The following is a 17,177-nucleotide window of genomic DNA, read 5'->3' as shown; positions in this document are numbered from 1 at the left end:
CGTAACAAAGTGTTTTTTCAGTTACATAGCAAGGAACTACGCGGTAGTATGGTAGTCATACGTACCGATAAGAACGAATAATGAAAACAGCACTAGAGGATCAGACGATGATCCGATATTATTGTTAACAGAATTAACAAAAATGACATATTCAAGATGGGAGTTTTATGCAGTTAGTCGATTTAAATCCACATGATCCTGAAGTAGTACACGTGTTTTCTGATATAGACCGACTTATAAACTCTTTATATCCAGTTGCAACCGCACAATCATTAAGCGTCGAAGAATTAGCAGAACCTAACGTGTATGCAATTGGCTTAAAAAACGAGGATGGTATTGTTGCCTGCGGTGCTATTGTGATGCAAGAAGGGAATCCGCCTTATGGCGAAATTCGCCGTTTGTATGTAAAACCAAGCTATCGAGGTAAAGGGTTATCACGTCGTATTATGCAAATTTTACTGCATCATGCGGGAGAGCAACAAATTCCCCTTATTCGCTTGGAAACAGGCCCTAAGCAAACAGAATCAATTAGTTTGTATGAGAACTTGGGGTTTCATCGTTGTGGGCCGTTTGGTAATTACACTGAAAACCCACAAAGTTTATTTATGGAATTAGGGCTTAATCAATAACGAGTTAACCTAATCACATTATTTATGGGGTTATTGTTATAGTTAAATTATGTGCGCGTCTGTTTGGCTTTTTGTCGCTTATTGTACTCAGTGCATGTGGCGATACTAAACAGTCAGACACGGTGCGTGTATCCCCCGAGCAACGTAATAAACACAGCCCTTCTGACCTTGTTGTTGGCAGTAATACCTTTTATTTCAATTCATGCCATTCGGTAACTGGTGTTTTTAATGACAAGGGTGAAATTACCTCGCGAATTATATTGAAAATACCGCCTCGCTTTTTGAGTACTTGCTCCAGTTCAACTGAAAACCCGCGCCAATTAGAGTTTGATGGCACCTACCTGATTGTTAAACTCTGTCGTGTTGCCTTTGGTGCCGGAGGATGTGGGGTTGAAAAATACAGAAGTAAAGACTTTGAACATTGGCAAGAGTATATCGGTATCACGTGGCGTAATGGTGAGCAATATGAAGCGTGGCGACAGTTAGGGTCTTCCTCTGCAAAGGCTGACGAAATTATTCACGTTAAGCGCTGAGAACGCCACGCACTAAACACGTTATTAAATACGCTGATTCTTCAGCCAATGTAATCTACAACTTAATCAGTTTCTCACATCAAAAATCACTCGTTACGAGTAAAAATACTTGTTGGACTTAAGTCACTATTTTTCTTTTAATGCGCGGCAATACCCTTGCCGATTTTGGCACCATTAAATAAAAGAGAAAGATAGATGAAAGAGACAACATCACTAGAACAAGCTCGCACGAGCTACAATGTTCGTCATTGGAGCCAAGGATTCTTTGGTATAAATGATCAAGGTGATGTGTATGTTGCGCCAAAGGCCCATGCCCCAGAGCAAACCATTGCACTTATCGATATAGCACAGCAACTACAAGACAAAGGTTTAAGTTTGCCGGCGCTTGTGCGTTTTCCTCAAATTTTACATCACCGTGTACACAGCCTGTGTCAGGCATTCAATACGGCGATTGAAAACTATGGTTATCCGAGAGATTACCTGCTTGTTTACCCAATTAAAGTGAATCAACAACGCGAAGTGGTTGAGGAAATTGTGGCAAGCCAAGCCGATGTTGAGAAAAAGCAATTAGGTTTAGAAGCGGGCAGTAAACCCGAACTACTGACTGTTTTAGCGATGGCAGAAAAAACCAGTGCAGTGATTGTATGTAATGGCTACAAAGATCAAGAGTATATTCGTCTGGCACTTATCGGCGAAAAGCTGGGTCATAAGGTTTACATCGTACTGGAAAAGCTATCTGAATTAGACATGGTGCTCAGCCAAGCAAAAGAGCTAAACGTGAAGCCTCGTATTGGTATTCGTGTTCGTTTAGCGTCACAAGGTAAAGGCAAGTGGCAAGCGAGTGGCGGCGAAAAATCAAAGTTTGGTTTATCGGCATCGCAAGTACTGAGCGTGGTAAATCGCTTAAAAGCGTCTGAACAATTAGATTTAATTCAGCTTGTGCATTTTCACTTAGGGTCGCAAATGGCCAACATTCGTGACGTACGTTTAGGCGTGAGCGAAGCGGCACGCTTTTACTGTGAGTTGCGCAAGTTAGGTGCGCAAATAGAGTGCTTAGATGTGGGTGGTGGTTTAGCGGTTGATTACGATGGCACACGCAGTCAATCACATAACTCGATGAACTACAGTCTTAGCGAATATGCGAATAACATTGTTTACACCATTGGTGATACCTGTAAGCAGTATGAGCAACCAATGCCGCGTATTATTTCTGAATCTGGCCGTGCGCTGACTGCGCATCATGCGGTATTGATTTCGAATGTGATTGGTACTGAAAGCTACGAGCCTGAAGATATTCTTGCGCCTGCGGCCGATGCACCTCTTTTATTAAACAATATGTGGACATCGTGGCAACAGCTAAGTGGTGATAACGACGACCGTGCGTTGATTGAAATCTACCATGATAGTCAAAGTGATTTAGCCGAAGCGCATAATCAGTTTGCACTGGGTTTACTTGATTTAACAGAGCGTGCATGGGCGGAACAAGTTAACCTTCGTGTCTGTTATGAACTTAACAAACACATGGATAATAAAAACCGCTTTCATCGTCCAATTATCGATGAATTGAACGCGCGTTTAGCAGACAAGTTTTTTGTGAACTTTTCATTGTTTCAATCTCTACCTGATGCATGGGGTATTGACCAAGTGTTCCCTGTTTTACCATTGAGTGGTTTAACAGAAGCACCACAAAAACGTGCTGTACTACTTGATATTACGTGCGATTCAGATGGTGCCATGGAGCACTATGTGGATGGCCAAGGCATTGAAAGTACGCTACCTGTGCCTGCATATAGCGAAGAAAGACCATATTTAATGGGCTTTTTCTTAGTGGGTGCTTATCAAGAAATTTTAGGCGATATGCACAATTTATTTGGTGACACACACAGCGCAATTGTGAAAATGGATGAGCAAGGTCAGGCTGAGATCACTGAAATTAACGAAGGTGATTCGGTGGCTGACATGATGCGTTATGTGCATTTAGATGTAGAGAGCTTCCAGCAGTCTTATGCTCAGCTGGTGGCTACAAAACTGCCAGAAACTGAACAGCAAAGCGTGTTAGACGAGCTGCAAGCTGGCTTAAACGGTTACACTTATTTAGAAGAGTTATAAGCAATGTCGACATTGTTTGACCATACAGATCATTCGTTATATTCAAACGGCATGACGTTTTTACGCCAGCCAATGGTGCAAAACATCACTGCAATTGATGCGGATGTCGTGGTATTAGGTTTACCTTTTGACTTAGCAACATCGGGGCGTCCAGGTGCACGACTAGGTCCAGACGCTATACGCCGCGCCTCTGTACACCTTGCATGGGAAGAAACCAAATACCCTTGGACATTCCCATTGTTTGAGCGCTTAAAGTTAGCGGATGCAGGGGATTTTACCTACCCCGTAGGCGACCCTGAGTATTTCACTGCGCAGCTTGAATTAGCGGCTGAGCAAATTTTACGTCAAGGTAAAACGTTACTAGGTTTAGGTGGCGACCATTTTGTGACGTTGCCATTGCTGCGCGCACATGCCAAACAGCATGGTAAAATGGCTTTGGTGCATTTTGATGCGCACACAGACACTTACAGTAATGGTTCACGCTATGACCACGGTACTATGTTTTATCATGCGCCGATGGAAGGGCTGATTGACGTTGACCACAGTATTCAAATTGGTATTCGCACTGATTTTGATCAGAGCAAACATGAATTTGCGGTCATTGATGCCATGGCAGCAAATGACCTGTCGGCAGATGTGATTGCAGAGCAAATTAAAGCGCGAGTAGGGGACTTACCTGTTTACCTGACTTTTGATATTGATTGCCTTGACCCCGCATTTGCACCGGGGACTGGTACACCAGTATGTGGCGGTTTAACCAGTGATAAAGTGTTAAAAATATTAAGAGCGCTTAAAGGCATTAATATGGTGGGTATGGATGTGGTTGAGGTTTCACCCTCGTATGATCAAAGTGAGCTTACAGCCATTGCTGCAGCCACGATTGCTAATGAATTACTGCATTTGTGGGCCTTAAAACACAAATACTAAATGTGAGATGCAAAGAGCGCCCTTAGGCGCTCTTTTTTATTGGCAGTAAGTTTAAACTTAGGCGCTGCGAACATCGACCCTTAATTTTAACTTTTGGCCTGGTTGAATGTATTTTTGCCCAGCCAACGAGTTCCACTTTATAATATCATCCACAGAGACATTAAACTTAGCAGCGATACGTGCTAATGAATCGCCACGGCGAACTTTATAGGTAATGGTGCGCTCGGTCGTTTGAGTCGCTGCAAGCTGTGTTTTTTCATCTTTATACACCGTTAGTGTTTGACCAACACGTAACACGGCATTTTTCTTAAGATTATTCCACTTAGCAAGTTCAGCAATTGTGACATCGTATTCGCGGCTTATGTCCCACAACGTGTCACCACTGGCTACTTTATGGCTCAGTTTTTTTCGCGTTGCTTTATTTGCAGCCATGCGAACAGAGTCTGGCAGGTGTTGGCTGTTAATTTCGCCATCACTTAAAGGCACTAATAATTGTTGCCCAACACGTATTGTGTTTGATGACAATTTATTGAGTGTTTTAATCGCTCCCGCACTGGTTGAAAACTTTTTCGCAATAACCGATAAGCTATCGCCGCGCGCCACAACATACTGTTGCCAGCGTAAACGATCTTTTTGCTCTGTTTTTGCCAATTTCTCAGAGAAGGTGTCTATTTTATCTGATGGTAATAATAAGAAATGCGGCCCATTCGGATCGGTTGCCCAGCGGTTAAAACCGGGGTTCAAACGGTATAACTCCGTTAAGCTAATACCTGCCATATCTGCAGCGAGGGCTAAATCAATTTGACTTCCTACGTTAACGACATCGATAACTTGTGCATTAATAATCGGTTGCCACTTAATGCCAAATTCATCGCTACGTTTAACAAGATCAGAAAGTGCGAGCAGCTTTGGTACGTAAGAGGTGGTTTCTTTGGGCAAATCTAACGACCAGAAATCGGTCGGTAAATGTTTCTTACGGTTCTTTTTAATCGCTCTTAGTAAACGACCTTCACCTGAATTATAGGCTGCAATTGCATTTAACCAGTCACCTTCTAAGGTCTTGTGCAAATAGGATAAGTAATCCAAAGCAGCCCGCGTTGATTGCACGATGTCGCGACGACCGTCATACCACCAGTTTTGTTTTAAATCGAAACGCTCGCCTGTTTGTGGCATAAATTGCCATATGCCTGATGCACTGCGATGTGAATAACCAAAGGGATCAAATGCACTCTCAACAATTGGCAGCAGTGCAATTTCGATAGGCATTTCACGTTTTTCGACTTCTTCAACAATAAAGTAAAGATAAGGCTCGGCACGTTTGGCGATACGATCTAGGTATGCTTGATGGCGTGCATAGTAGTTACGCTCGGCGACAACAGGGCGATTTTGCGGTACATCAATAGACAGCTGGTAGCGAATACGCTCCCATACATCATCAAATACTGGGGGGGGCTCATCAGTATCAGCTAATTGCTGATACTGTGCGTTGAGCATCAATGCATCATTGATGTCACTGGGGCTTGCGCCTGCAAGCTGTTGCTCAACACGGTTGTCATTATCTGATCCTGCATTGTCAGTTGCTGTTAATTGACAGCCACTCAAAACCAGCGCAAGCGTTAAAACTAAAGGAGACTTATACATACATACCCATACATCAGGTAAAAAAACTCGGCGAATATTACCTGCTCAGAGAACATATTGCCACTTTATGACCAATTTATGTCAGCTTATTTTTACAACGTACTGATCTAAAAATACAAAATTGTAACCAAGATAATACACGTTTTAAAAATTATCTTTCCACGCCCTGAGACTAGCAAAACGTTGCCAAGGTTCATTTAAGTTAAAATTAACTTTTAGCGTGTTGGGTAGCTGGTCAGTTATGTGGGGCAAATGACTGCGTAAAAATGGATTTAGCTGTTTTTCAATGGCAATGGTGGTGGGCAGACTGATGTCATCATTCGCTCTTAATGTGTCTATTTTATCACTGTACCTCAATAATGCTTCATTTGTTGGCTCAACCGCCTTAGCGAACGCTAAGTTGGCTTGCGTATATTCGTGGGTACAGTAGATTTTACAGTTATCAGGCAGCGATTTAAGTTTACATAACGAATGCCACATTTGTTCTGCACTGCCTTCAAATAAGCGGCCACAACCAGCACTAAAGAGTGTATCGCCCGTAAAGCTCAATTCATCATTAACATAACAAATGTGATCCAAAGTGTGGCCAGGTGTAGCAAGCACTGTAAATGTGCGATCATAAACCGTGACTTTGTCTGCTTCTGAAAGCGGGTGATTAATCCCTTTAAACGGACTGTGTCTTGGCCCGTATACGGGAATGTCACGGTTGGTTTTGAGCAATGGCTCAACACCATCAGTGTGATCATAATGGTGGTGTGTAATTAAGATACCTGCCAAGGTGAGGTTATGCTCATCAAGATACCGGTTGACGGGGTCTGCTTGGCCTGGATCAACGACCCAAGCGCTTTGTTGGTCATTATTTACAATGCACCAGATATAATTATCAGAAAAGGCTTTAATTGCTTTAACTTGCACCATGTTTAATTGCTCTATAAAGTGACAGTTAAGATACAGTATAACGAGCTCAGAAAATGAAACCAGCCCTTAGTTTTCAAGAAGGTCCTAAGCCGTACTCGTGGCAGCAGTTCCCTCATGGGGACTATTTGCGTGCTGAAATTGAAAGAAAGTTAACACCTTGGTTGCCACGCATGTTTGGTTACCACATGCTTAAATTAGGTAATTTAAGTGGCGAGCTTGCTACGAGTGAGAGCCCCATTAAGCATCAGGTTTGTGTTGCTGAGCCGGGCTTATTTACCGGTGTTATTGCCGATGTTGATGAACTGCCTTTTTATGAGCACAGTGTCGATGCGTGTATTTTATCTCATTGCTTAGAGTACCATTCTGACCCGCATCATATATTGCGAGAAGCACACCGTACGCTGATCCCAGGTGGATACATTGTAATAAGCGGTTTTAATCCATTTAGTTTATGTGGCCTGGCTCAATTGTTGCCGTTTAGCCGTCAAAAGCTGCCTTGGACGGGGCGCTTTTTTACCCCTTCACGCGTGAAAGACTGGCTGAATTTATTAGGGTTCGAAATTATTTCTGATGAGCGATTTATCCATTCATCGCTTGCACGAGGTAATCGATTATCGCGATTTGCGGCATGGCGTCGCTTTGGTAAACATTACTTAAAGCCCATGGGAAGTGTCTATTTACTCGTGGCACGCAAGCGAGTAGCACCACTGACGCCAATTAAACCTAAATGGCACGCAAGACCTCAATTTTCACCTGTAAAAGGCGCAGGTCTTCGCCAAACATCAAAGCAGCACTGTGAGCGGGATAGCTAAATAGTGTTGTTTGCCATCGTTTTTAAGCGGGTACTGGCCAGCGCGAATATTTAATTGAATCGACGGATGCAACAATTTTGGCACTGCTAACGTTGCATCTCGGCTTTCACGTATTGCAATAAAACTCTGTTTATCACCTTTTAAATGCTCGTTTTGCTCTCGCTGTTCTTTAACCGTTGTTTTGTACGCGAGTGCTCGGCCGTCGGGTTGATAGTCGTGACACATCCAAAGCACGGTATCATCCGGCAGTGATAAAATACGTTGTAAAGAATCATATAACTCAGCCGCACTGCCGCCTGGGAAATCACAACGTGCTGTGCCGCTGTCTGGCATAAAGAAAGTGTCGCCAACAAATACATTGCCATTTATGTGATAACACACGCTATCAGGGGTGTGACCGGGGGTGGCAATAACATCGACTGTAAATTCCCCTAACTGAAACTGTGCTTTATCAGCGAATAGTTGCTCAAAGGGTTCGCCATTACATGGCATATCAATATTATAAAGCTTACTGAAATGTGCTTGTACGTGAACAATACCTTCACCGGTGCCCAGTTTACATGGGTGAGCGTGTTGCAGTTGCTGTTTAATATAGCTTGATGCGGTAATGTGATCTGCATGAGCATGTGTTTCGAGCAACCACTGTAATGAGAGCTTATGCTGCTTTATGTAGGCGATAATTTCATTGGCAGTGCTAAAACTTAATTCGCCACTTGGCATATCAAAATCAGCTGGTGCATCAATAAGTAGGCAGTGTTTGCTGTGTTCACACCATACTAGATAGCACAAAGTTGCGCTTTGTTGATGAAAAAAAGAGTGAATGCGCAGAGCCATAATGAGTCCTTAATTATTGTTATAGCTAAATCTTATAACATATAACAAAAACTTTAAATGCTCTGCGTTAATTTTTAACTTGCTTCGTCGTAACCGGTGTCTTCAAGTAGGGCATCGCCACCTGCTGCTTCACGGGCAAGGTCATCAACGAGTTCATTGTATTTATTCCCGCTGTGACCTTTTACCCAGCGCCACTCAATGGTGTGTCGTTGGCAAGCTGCATCAAGGCGTTTCCACAAGTCGACATTTTTGACGGGTTTTTTGGCTGCGGTTTTCCAGCCTCGTTTTTTCCAGTTTTCAACCCATGACTCAATACCTTGTTTGACATATTGGCTGTCGGTGGTAAGGATAATATGGCAGGGGCGGGTTAATGTTTCGAGTGCAACAATGGCTGCGAGCATTTCCATCCGATTATTTGTAGTAAGGGTATATCCTTGGCTTAATTGCTTCTCATGACCGTTATACCGCATCACTGCGCCATAACCTCCTGGCCCCGGATTACCTAAACATGACCCATCGGTGTAAATCTCTACGGTTTTTTGCACTGTTTTACCTTGATATTATGTACAATAAAGTGATTATAGAAAGATACCAGAGTCAGGCTTAAGACGATATGGCACATAGACAAATAGTTTTAGATACAGAAACCACGGGTATTGACCCAAAGCAAGGCCATCGGATTATTGAAATCGGGTGTGTAGAGCTTGTAAATCGCCGCCTTACTGGCAACAATTTTCACGTGTATATTAATCCACAGCGTGACATTGAAGAAGAAGCCATCGATGTTCACGGTATTACTAATGAGTTTTTACGTGATAAACCGTTGTATCACCAAATAGCGCATGAATTTCTTGAGTACATAAAAGGCGCAGAACTTGTCATCCACAACGCGGCGTTCGATATCGGCCATATGGATAATGAGTTTGCGCTGTTGAATCAGGGCTATCCGAATACTGAAGATGTCTGTCAAGTTCTTGATACCTTGAAGATGGCGCGTGATTTGCATCCTGGTCAAAAGAATAACCTTGATGCGTTATGTCGTCGTTATGATATTGATAACTCAAAGCGAACCTTACACGGCGCATTACTGGATTCCGAGATTTTAGCCGACGTTTACCTCGCCATGACCGGTGGGCAAGTTAAGCTAAATTTAAATCAGAATAAAGATGAAGGTTCAGAGCAACAAATGGGTGGTATTCGACGCGTGAGCGCTGATAGAGCGCCACTGGTTGTATTAAAGGCCACAGAGCAAGAGCATGCCGCTCATGAAGAGCGTTTAGACTTGGTCGCAAAAGGCGGTCAATGCTTATGGCGTGCAGAATAAGGTAATAAAATGAGAAAACAGCTTCTAGCAGGATTAGTGTGTGTATTGCCCTTGATGGGACTTGCCACTGAGCAAGATAAAATAACCCCGTTACAGCGTGACGGGATTCAAAATGAAATTCCTCTACTAGATAACCGTTTTCGCATTGATCACAACGTTGATAAAATTACGTTATTATTTTTCCGTAAACGCGGTGCACCCGCCGTGGTGCTTGTACGCCCAGATGGCAGCAAGTACTACGCGACTGACTCGGTGAAGAACGCCAACTTAGATTGGCATGATGAACTAAGCTACGATTTGATCACCATCACAGACCCGATGCCTGGCCCTTGGCAAGTCGTTGGCAGTATTTTGCCAGACAGTCGAGTAATGGTCTTAGGCGAAATTGAATTACGTGTAGACCCTCTCCCTCCCATGTTGTTTCGTGGCGAAACCATTAAATTAACAGGCCGAGTACTCAATGATGGTAAGCCAATTGAGGTGGGGCAATTTCGAGATGTCATAAGTCTACATGTTGATTTTGTAAGTACCAATAACAGTGACTTCGCTAATTTTGGAGCGGGCACGCAAAGTGTTACCGATTTTAAAGATGATGGTCGTGGGTTTGATGAACGCCCCCTTGATGGTGTGTTTACCGGGGAGTTTAAATTAGTCTTCCCAGCAGGGGAGTGGCAACCAGAGTTATATATAGAAACACCTATATTAAAACGCACTGTAGTACAAAAGCCGATTGTTGTTCATGAGCCTCCTTTTAGCTATGACATGGCATTAGCAGAGCAAGATACCGATGAGCATACCTTAACGATTACTTTAAACCCTGAAATAGTCAAACCAGAAACAGTGCTTATTCAAGGTAAAATCTATTACCCCAATAATGAAGAGCAAATGTTTTCAATTGATGCTGATAAATCTCAAACCAGAGAATTAGCAATCAAAAATTATGATTGGGGTCGATACAGTGTCGAGCTATCGGTGTTTGGTAGTAATATAAATGACCGTGAATTTATGGCGACGCTGCCGACGTATAAATTTGAAATTGAACGACCCATTGAAATTGTACCTGAAATTGTTCGTCCAGAAGTCGATTTAGCAGCGCAAGCTGAGCAGCAAAGAATCCTAGAAGAAGAAAAAAAAGCATCCACTGTGCTAATGGTGACACTTATTATTGTTGGAAATTTAATCGTTCTTCTATTAGGGTGGTTAGCCATTCGTATTTTTGTGCAAAAGAAACCACTTAAATTCAAATTATCGTTACCGTTTTTAAAGAAAAAAAGCTCATCTGAAAATGTTGAGCAAGCAACGAATGAAAATGAAGTTGGCAAAAATGGTTCAAAAAATGACAAATCAGGTGAAATTTTAAACCTTTCGATGTCAGATGACTAAAAAACCTGTAAAAATACAAAAAAGCCCTTGACGAACCAGAGGGTGATTCGTATTATTCACGCCGCTGTCAGGGGAGACTCAGTCAGCAACGAAATTGTGGAGTGGTAGTTCAGTTGGTTAGAATACCGGCCTGTCACGCCGGGGGTCGCGGGTTCGAGTCCCGTCCACTCCGCCAATTTTCGACAATTTGTAAGTACGCGCTGGAGTGGTAGTTCAGTTGGTTAGAATACCGGCCTGTCACGCCGGGGGTCGCGGGTTCGAGTCCCGTCCACTCCGCCAATACTTACACAACTAATGGTTGTAAAACATTTTCCTTTGCGGAGTGGTAGTTCAGTTGGTTAGAATACCGGCCTGTCACGCCGGGGGTCGCGGGTTCGAGTCCCGTCCACTCCGCCAATAGGAAAAAATAAATAGCATTAGATACTGCGGAGTGGTAGTTCAGTTGGTTAGAATACCGGCCTGTCACGCCGGGGGTCGCGGGTTCGAGTCCCGTCCACTCCGCCACTATTTAACAGCTATTTAATTACAAAATTTGTATCGCGGAGTGGTAGTTCAGTTGGTTAGAATACCGGCCTGTCACGCCGGGGGTCGCGGGTTCGAGTCCCGTCCACTCCGCCAACAAATTAAGTAATAACAATGATATCTCTGCGGAGTGGTAGTTCAGTTGGTTAGAATACCGGCCTGTCACGCCGGGGGTCGCGGGTTCGAGTCCCGTCCACTCCGCCACTTGATATCATGAACAAATTTAGTGCATTACCCCATGCACATACCACTGCGGAGTGGTAGTTCAGTTGGTTAGAATACCGGCCTGTCACGCCGGGGGTCGCGGGTTCGAGTCCCGTCCACTCCGCCATTTGTTTTCCTCAAACAAATGATTGATTTTAAAAAACACCCCTTTATTCTGATAATCTCGTATCTCGTATCTCGTATCTCGTATCTTTCCAATTAACTTGCTAATATTCTTCACTATTCATATTTATTCAGCTTCTTATTTCTGCATGAATAGCAAAGAATGATCGCTCCACAATAGAAAAGGACATGCGTTATGAGTACATTCGGTTCACAACTAAAACACTATCGTAGTGAGCTTAAACTAAGCCAACCAGAATTTGCTGAGCAAGTAGGGATAGAGCAAAGCTACTTATCAAAACTTGAGAACGATAAGTCAGTGCCTTCTAATGACACATTTCGCTCTATATTAGCCGCACTCAATTTAACCATTTGTGATTTTATGCAGCCATTAAAACACTCAGTAGATAAAGCTCGGCTGATTAATGTGCCTGATATTGAAGCTTGGTATAAGCAACAAACTAACAAACAATTTATAAAACAGCGTTCACTGATTTATAGCGCCATACTGATAAGTGCTTTAGGTTGTGCGCTATTTTATTTAGGCCATCAAGAAAAGTTATTTAACACAGAATTTTATGAGTACAAATCATACGGTGTAGTGAAAGATAATGAGCCGGATGGTATTTTTTATGATTGGCGGACACTACTCGTAGATAAAAGCGGGGAAAATATAGATGCAAAACATCGCGAAATGACTAACAGACGTGATTTTAAATTTATTATTTCACCTGAATATAAAGGCACTTCGTTCGTCGAGTCAGGCGAACAGGGCAGGCGTTTATTTAGTGTAACTTCAAAAACACCTATTATTAAGTCGCATAAAGGCCATGTATGGCTTGAGTTTGTTGGTATTTTATTGGTTGTGATAGGCGCAGGGCTTATCACCTTTGAGAGCAAACTGACAAAACACTCGTAATTAGCAGTGAATCCTGACGCTTGTTAATTGGCGTCAGGGTTGTGTGGAATAAGGTGCGAAAATTGTTGCTGGTGGATTTGTTCATATAGCGTTGCTGCATAGCTTTGTGCGTCTTGCAGACGGCGAGTACTAATGTGCTTTCTTAAATCATTTAGGGCAGCGGTTGCAGGCTCGTAACCTTGGCTGCTGGCGAGACTCAACCAGACTGAACCATGGAAAACACTGTGCGGCACGCCTTGGCCTTTTATAAAAAACAGCCCCATGTAAAATTGTGCTCTATGATTACCTGCCATTGCAGCTAAACGCATCCACTTAGCGGCAAGTGGCGCTTGTTCGTTTTTAAGATAATACAACGCTTTGTTTAGTGTTTTTTCAACTGATTGCGTACTTTTTTGTGGCTCATCCCCTGTATCAGGCTGCGTTATAAAGGCAAGTACGTTGTCAAGTTGTTGCTCTAAATCTAAGCCTACTGGCGATTTATCAGACATAGTTTAGTTATTTTCTTGAAATAAAAGACCTTATTAGTTTAGAACATTGCAAGGTAAATTGTCCTCTAATTATGAGAAAATATGATAAAATTAGCCAATTAATCTTAACTTAAAGTTCAACATGTTCGAAAGACTTTTCAAAATACGTGAAAACAACACGTCAGTCCGCCGTGAAACCATTGCGGGTATCACAACATTTATCACTATGGTTTATATTGTTTTCGTTAATCCAGCGATGCTAGCAGAAGCAGGTATGGACCAAGGTGCTGCGTTTGTAGCAACCTGTATTGCTGCGGCGATTGGGTGCTTTATTATGGGGTTGTGGGCAAATTACCCATTAGCGTTGGCTCCAGGCATGGGCTTAAATGCATTTTTCACCTATGGTGTCGTACTTGGTATGGGTTACAGTTGGCAAGCAGCGCTTGGTGCGGTGTTTATGTCGGGATGTATTTTTTTATGCTTGAGCTTATTTAAAGTCCGAGAATGGATTATCGACGCGATTCCTTTGGTTTTAAAGCGTGCTATCGCAACGGGTATTGGCGCTTTTTTAGCGCTAATCGCATTAAAAAATGCAGGGATAATCGTCGCAAGTCCTGCCACACTGGTGCAATTAGGTGATATTACTGCGCCTGGTCCTTTATTGGCTATCTTAAGCTTCTTTGTGATTGCTGCGTTATTGTATCGTGATATGAAAAGTGGGGTGTTGATCAGCATCTTGTTAGTGACGGGCATCGCATTAGGTTTAGATCTTGTTGAATACAAAGGCATTGTTTCTATGCCACCTTCAATTGCGCCTACGTTTATGCAATTAGATTTTGCAGCCGCACTAGAAATTTCGATGTTGACGGTTATTTTTGCGTTTCTCTTTGTAGATCTATTTGATACGTCAGGCACGCTTGTCGCTGTAACACAAAAAGCGGGTCTTGCTGATGAACAAGGCAAAATGCCACGTTTAGGCCGAGCGCTGAGTGCGGACAGTACTGCCACGATTGCAGGCTCTATGCTGGGAACGTCGACAACCACATCATATATTGAGTCAGTGGCCGGTGTATCTGTAGGTGGGCGTACAGGTTTAACGGCGGTAGTCGTCGGAATTTGCTTTTTGCTTATGATGTTCTTTGCACCGCTTGCCAGTATGATCCCAGCCTACGCAACAGCGGGCGCGATATTGTACGTGGCCGTCTTAATGATGCAAAATTTAAAGCTGGTTAATTGGGATGACATGACAGATGCAATTCCTGTAAGCGTAGTGCTATTAATGACCCCGCTAACGTTTTCAATTGCGCATGGTATTGCACTGGGTTTTATTGCGTATACTGCGGTTAAATTAGTGTGTGGTAAAAAAGATGAAATCAGTGTGAGTGTATGGGTACTAACTGCACTATTTATTATTAAATTCGCGTTTTTATCGTAATGAATGCAGACCAAAGAAAAAGTGGATTACCACTTTTTCTTTGGGGCAAATAACACATCTAAATCGTCTTGCTCTTGCTCTGCTTTTTTCTTTCTTGATGTTGCGTTCGACGCCTTTAGCTCCGTGCTGATAGCTTCTAAGTAATTTTCGATTTCCTGCTTTTTAGTATTTATGTAGTCATCGCTGTAGCTTACAGAAGCAAGTGTGGCTAACGCTTTTTCAAAGTACTGACGTGCTGAGCCAACCATGTTTGCTGCACGCGCTGAAATACCGCGCTTAATTTGGCTTTCAACATTGATTCTTAATTGCAACTTTTCTAAACGCTTATCCTCGGCCACAAATACCTGACTATCTACTTTGCCTTTACCATGTTCAGAGCGCAGTAATGCACGTAACTTTTTTATACTTTGGATCAGCGAAATTAATTGTTTGTCATTATCGGGTAATACAAGTGCATCAGAATTATTAGAGTCAATTGGCAAGGTTAAGCGTTGCTTAGCTTCGTTTAAGCGACTTTTTAGTTCTTTTGAGTTAGGTGATAGCTGCACCATGCTCGCTAATGCATCATAAACACGGCGCTGAATAATACGTAAAATATTTTCAGACATCGGAATGTTTGTACTATTGAGCAGTACTTCTTCTGCTTCTTCGATGATTTTTTTCTGTTTTGTTAGTTCTTTGCGACGCTCTGACTCTTGTTTTTCTTTATGTTGTTGCACCGCGCTTACCCACAGTGCAATGACAATCAAGGCAACAATGAGCATAATGATGATAGAAACAATCATAGCTAAATCTCAGTTTTCACTATCTAATTTTTTTATCTTACATTAAAAATATTACATCTGGATAGTTTTGCGCATACTTATGTGCAATAAACTATCAATCAGCCATTCTTTTTTATTAGGGTCATGTTAAGCAAGCATGTTTATTGAGTATTTTATGAATAAACATCGCTACCGAGTCACAGTTGAATGTGGTAGCCTTAGAAAGAATCGCGATAAAAGTAAAAAATGACAGTGCGATGAAATATCACTTGGCATTGCGCTTAGCAGCCTTTATAAATAAAGAATAACAACGTTTACAATGCAGCCATGAAACTACAACAACTCAGATATATAGTCGAAGTCCAAAATCATAAACTCAATGTCTCTGCGACAGCTGAAAGTTTATTTACATCTCAACCAGGGATCTCAAAACAAGTTCGTATGCTAGAAGACGAATTGGGTGTTCAGATCTTTGGCCGTAGTGGTAAGCATTTGACACATGTAACCAGTGCTGGCAATGAAATCATTAATATTTCACGAGAAATCTTGTCGAAAGTTGAAGGTATCAAAGCCGTCGCAAATGAACATACTTTGCCAGATCAAGGTAAATTGAACATTGCAACCACGCACACACAAGCCCGTTATGCGCTGCCAAATGTCATTCAGGGGTTCATGAAAAAATACCCCGCGGTGTCACTGCATATGCATCAAGGCACGCCGCAGCAAATTTCTGATGCGGCAGCACGTGGTGATGCTGACTTCGCTATCGCGACCGAAGCATTACACTTATATTCTGACCTTGTCATGCTGCCTTGTTATCACTGGAATCGCAGTATTGTGGTTGCAAAAACACACCCGCTGGCGAAAAAAGCAGATAACCTGACTGTTGCCGATGTCGCGAAGTATCCGTTAATTACCTATGTGTTTGGCTTCACAGGTCGCTCTGAACTTGATAAAGCCTTTAGTGCACATGGGCTTGAACCGCATATTGTGTTTACAGCCACGGATGCCGATGTTATTAAAACCTATGTGCGTCTTGGCCTTGGGGTTGGCGTGGTAGCGTCGATGGCAATTGATCAAGTGACAGACAACGATTTAGTGTGTATTGACGCAAGTCATTTATTTGAAGCGAGTACCACTAAGATTGGCTTTAGAAAAGGCAGCTTTTTGCGTAGTTACATGTACGACTTCATTGAGCGCTTTGCCCCTCATTTAACAAAAGAATTGGTTGAACGTGCCAGTTTGCTGCGTAATCAAGAAGACGTAGATAAGCTGTTTGAAAATATTGAATTGCCAATCAAGTAGTGAAGTTATTAAATTAAAAGCCGCTTAAAAGCTGTCTCTTATACACAAATCCCTGCTGAGAAATTAGCAGGGATTTTTTTGAACTAAATCTCAACGTCATGATCAGATCTTCAAATCTTGTTTGGAGACACATCATGATTAACGAACATACTCATTGGGCAACACAACAATTCGGTAAATCGGACTTAGGTGATCCACGAAGAACTGCGCGTCTGGTAAGGTTAGCATCAACTCTTGCAAATGAACCAGGAAAACCACTTGTGAACATCACTCAATCCCCCGCCGATATGGAAGGTGCCTACCGCTTTATCCGCAACGAACACATTGA

17 protein-coding genes and 7 tRNA genes are annotated in these 17,177 nt (G+C 42.6%); 18 read left to right on the top strand and 6 right to left on the bottom strand.

The features are described 5' to 3' along the window. The first annotated feature begins 167 nt into the window (after positions 1 to 167). From BWD47_RS06805 to speB, 4 genes are all read left to right on the top strand, one after another. Complete coding sequence (locus tag BWD47_RS06805) at positions 168 to 629, top strand: GNAT family N-acetyltransferase (protein WP_036967450.1); 462 nt, start codon at positions 168 to 170, stop codon at positions 627 to 629. Between the two features lie 71 nt (positions 630 to 700). Next, a complete protein-coding gene (locus BWD47_RS06800) occupies positions 701 to 1,162 on the top strand; it encodes a hypothetical protein (RefSeq protein ID WP_075593693.1) in 462 nt (153 codons plus the stop codon). Between the two features lie 195 nt (positions 1,163 to 1,357). Beyond that, complete coding sequence (speA, locus tag BWD47_RS06795; RefSeq protein WP_075593692.1) at positions 1,358 to 3,271, top strand: biosynthetic arginine decarboxylase; 1,914 nt, start codon at positions 1,358 to 1,360, stop codon at positions 3,269 to 3,271. Positions 3,272 to 3,274: 3 nt separating this feature from the next. Then, positions 3,275 to 4,198: an agmatinase gene (speB, locus tag BWD47_RS06790; protein WP_036967455.1), complete on the top strand. Its 924-nt coding sequence runs from the start codon at positions 3,275 to 3,277 to the stop codon at positions 4,196 to 4,198. Positions 4,199 to 4,255: 57 nt separating this feature from the next. Here the strand turns inward: speB and BWD47_RS06785 are convergent, their stop codons facing one another. Continuing rightward, a complete protein-coding gene (locus BWD47_RS06785) occupies positions 4,256 to 5,839 on the bottom strand; it encodes a LysM peptidoglycan-binding domain-containing protein (protein ID WP_075593691.1) in 1,584 nt (527 codons plus the stop codon). A 144-nt stretch (positions 5,840 to 5,983) separates the two neighbouring features. Continuing rightward, entirely contained in the window at positions 5,984 to 6,757 is a 774-nt protein-coding gene (gene gloB, locus BWD47_RS06780; protein ID WP_075593690.1) for a hydroxyacylglutathione hydrolase, read from the bottom strand. 53 nt (positions 6,758 to 6,810) lie between these two features. Here gloB and BWD47_RS06775 point away from each other — a divergent pair, with 53 nt between their 5' ends. Continuing rightward, positions 6,811 to 7,569, top strand: coding sequence for a class I SAM-dependent methyltransferase (locus BWD47_RS06775; protein WP_036967464.1), 759 nt, complete (start codon positions 6,811 to 6,813; stop codon positions 7,567 to 7,569). Here BWD47_RS06775 and BWD47_RS06770 read toward each other — a convergent pair. Beyond that, complete coding sequence (locus tag BWD47_RS06770) at positions 7,540 to 8,403, bottom strand: MBL fold metallo-hydrolase (protein ID WP_075593689.1); 864 nt, start codon at positions 8,401 to 8,403, stop codon at positions 7,540 to 7,542. The two genes, BWD47_RS06775 and BWD47_RS06770, sit on opposite strands and share 30 nt — an antisense overlap. Before the next feature lie 74 nt (positions 8,404 to 8,477). Next, positions 8,478 to 8,948, bottom strand: coding sequence for a ribonuclease HI (gene rnhA / locus BWD47_RS06765; protein WP_036967468.1), 471 nt, complete (start codon positions 8,946 to 8,948; stop codon positions 8,478 to 8,480). A 68-nt stretch (positions 8,949 to 9,016) separates the two neighbouring features. Between rnhA and dnaQ the strand changes: the two genes are divergently transcribed. The 10 genes from dnaQ to BWD47_RS06715 all read left to right on the top strand — a co-directional run bounded on the left by dnaQ (position 9,017) and on the right by BWD47_RS06715 (position 12,878). Beyond that, a complete protein-coding gene (dnaQ, locus tag BWD47_RS06760) occupies positions 9,017 to 9,727 on the top strand; it encodes a DNA polymerase III subunit epsilon (RefSeq protein ID WP_036967470.1) in 711 nt (236 codons plus the stop codon). A 54-nt stretch (positions 9,728 to 9,781) separates the two neighbouring features. Beyond that, positions 9,782 to 11,110 carry a TIGR03503 family protein gene (locus BWD47_RS06755; RefSeq protein ID WP_075593801.1) on the top strand — a complete coding sequence of 443 codons (1,329 nt, stop codon included), beginning with the start codon at positions 9,782 to 9,784 and terminating at the stop codon, positions 11,108 to 11,110. 98 nt (positions 11,111 to 11,208) lie between these two features. Beyond that, positions 11,209 to 11,285, top strand: a tRNA-Asp gene (locus tag BWD47_RS06750). Between the two features lie 27 nt (positions 11,286 to 11,312). Then, positions 11,313 to 11,389 (top strand) — tRNA-Asp (locus BWD47_RS06745). A 40-nt stretch (positions 11,390 to 11,429) separates the two neighbouring features. Further along, a tRNA-Asp gene (locus tag BWD47_RS06740) sits at positions 11,430 to 11,506 on the top strand. Positions 11,507 to 11,537: 31 nt separating this feature from the next. After that, a tRNA-Asp gene (locus BWD47_RS06735) sits at positions 11,538 to 11,614 on the top strand. 37 nt (positions 11,615 to 11,651) lie between these two features. After that, positions 11,652 to 11,728, top strand: a tRNA-Asp gene (locus tag BWD47_RS06730). 31 nt (positions 11,729 to 11,759) lie between these two features. After that, positions 11,760 to 11,836 (top strand) — tRNA-Asp (locus tag BWD47_RS06725). Positions 11,837 to 11,886: 50 nt separating this feature from the next. Further along, positions 11,887 to 11,963: transfer RNA gene (locus tag BWD47_RS06720), tRNA-Asp, on the top strand. 192 nt (positions 11,964 to 12,155) lie between these two features. Next, positions 12,156 to 12,878, top strand: coding sequence for a helix-turn-helix domain-containing protein (locus BWD47_RS06715; protein WP_075593688.1), 723 nt, complete (start codon positions 12,156 to 12,158; stop codon positions 12,876 to 12,878). Between the two features lie 23 nt (positions 12,879 to 12,901). Here the strand turns inward: BWD47_RS06715 and BWD47_RS06710 are convergent, their stop codons facing one another. Further along, positions 12,902 to 13,366, bottom strand: a complete 465-nt coding sequence (locus BWD47_RS06710; RefSeq protein ID WP_036967474.1) for a sel1 repeat family protein — start codon at positions 13,364 to 13,366, stop codon at positions 12,902 to 12,904. A gap of 121 nt (positions 13,367 to 13,487) precedes the next feature. On the opposite strand from BWD47_RS06710, the gene BWD47_RS06705 reads away from it, so the two are divergent. Next, a complete protein-coding gene (locus tag BWD47_RS06705) occupies positions 13,488 to 14,780 on the top strand; it encodes an NCS2 family permease (protein ID WP_065978728.1) in 1,293 nt (430 codons plus the stop codon). A 26-nt stretch (positions 14,781 to 14,806) separates the two neighbouring features. Here the strand turns inward: BWD47_RS06705 and BWD47_RS06700 are convergent, their stop codons facing one another. Beyond that, a complete protein-coding gene (locus BWD47_RS06700) occupies positions 14,807 to 15,565 on the bottom strand; it encodes a hypothetical protein (RefSeq protein ID WP_065978727.1) in 759 nt (252 codons plus the stop codon). Between the two features lie 306 nt (positions 15,566 to 15,871). On the opposite strand from BWD47_RS06700, the gene cysB reads away from it, so the two are divergent. Together cysB and BWD47_RS06690 are read left to right on the top strand one after the other, a co-directional pair. Beyond that, positions 15,872 to 16,849 (top strand): HTH-type transcriptional regulator CysB, encoded by a 978-nt coding sequence (gene cysB, locus BWD47_RS06695; protein WP_036967477.1) that lies wholly within the window; start codon positions 15,872 to 15,874, stop codon positions 16,847 to 16,849. 134 nt (positions 16,850 to 16,983) lie between these two features. After that, positions 16,984 to 17,177, top strand: a 194-nt coding sequence (locus BWD47_RS06690; RefSeq protein WP_075593687.1) for a transposase DNA-binding-containing protein, incomplete at its 3' end; no start/stop codon positions are given.

This window comes from Pseudoalteromonas sp. PAB 2.2, from assembly GCF_001938575.1.
Taxonomy (GTDB): domain Bacteria; phylum Pseudomonadota; class Gammaproteobacteria; order Enterobacterales; family Alteromonadaceae; genus Pseudoalteromonas; species Pseudoalteromonas lipolytica.
Note: the sequence above shows the minus strand (reverse complement) of the source record. Positions and strands in the feature narration are given on the sequence as shown.

Coding starts and splice junctions, on each gene's coding strand:
- gloB (WP_075593690.1), bottom strand. CDS start 6,757: ATGGTGCAAGTTAAAGCAATTAAAGCCTTTTCTGATAATTATATCTGG.
- speB (WP_036967455.1), top strand. CDS start 3,275: ATGTCGACATTGTTTGACCATACAGATCATTCGTTATATTCAAACGGC.
- cysB (WP_036967477.1), top strand. CDS start 15,872: ATGAAACTACAACAACTCAGATATATAGTCGAAGTCCAAAATCATAAA.
- BWD47_RS06715 (WP_075593688.1), top strand. CDS start 12,156: ATGAGTACATTCGGTTCACAACTAAAACACTATCGTAGTGAGCTTAAA.
- speA (WP_075593692.1), top strand. CDS start 1,358: ATGAAAGAGACAACATCACTAGAACAAGCTCGCACGAGCTACAATGTT.
- BWD47_RS06785 (WP_075593691.1), bottom strand. CDS start 5,839: ATGTATAAGTCTCCTTTAGTTTTAACGCTTGCGCTGGTTTTGAGTGGC.
- BWD47_RS06710 (WP_036967474.1), bottom strand. CDS start 13,366: ATGTCTGATAAATCGCCAGTAGGCTTAGATTTAGAGCAACAACTTGAC.
- BWD47_RS06770 (WP_075593689.1), bottom strand. CDS start 8,403: ATGGCTCTGCGCATTCACTCTTTTTTTCATCAACAAAGCGCAACTTTG.
- dnaQ (WP_036967470.1), top strand. CDS start 9,017: ATGGCACATAGACAAATAGTTTTAGATACAGAAACCACGGGTATTGAC.
- BWD47_RS06775 (WP_036967464.1), top strand. CDS start 6,811: ATGAAACCAGCCCTTAGTTTTCAAGAAGGTCCTAAGCCGTACTCGTGG.
- BWD47_RS06805 (WP_036967450.1), top strand. CDS start 168: ATGCAGTTAGTCGATTTAAATCCACATGATCCTGAAGTAGTACACGTG.
- BWD47_RS06755 (WP_075593801.1), top strand. CDS start 9,782: ATGGGACTTGCCACTGAGCAAGATAAAATAACCCCGTTACAGCGTGAC.
- BWD47_RS06700 (WP_065978727.1), bottom strand. CDS start 15,565: ATGATTGTTTCTATCATCATTATGCTCATTGTTGCCTTGATTGTCATT.
- BWD47_RS06705 (WP_065978728.1), top strand. CDS start 13,488: ATGTTCGAAAGACTTTTCAAAATACGTGAAAACAACACGTCAGTCCGC.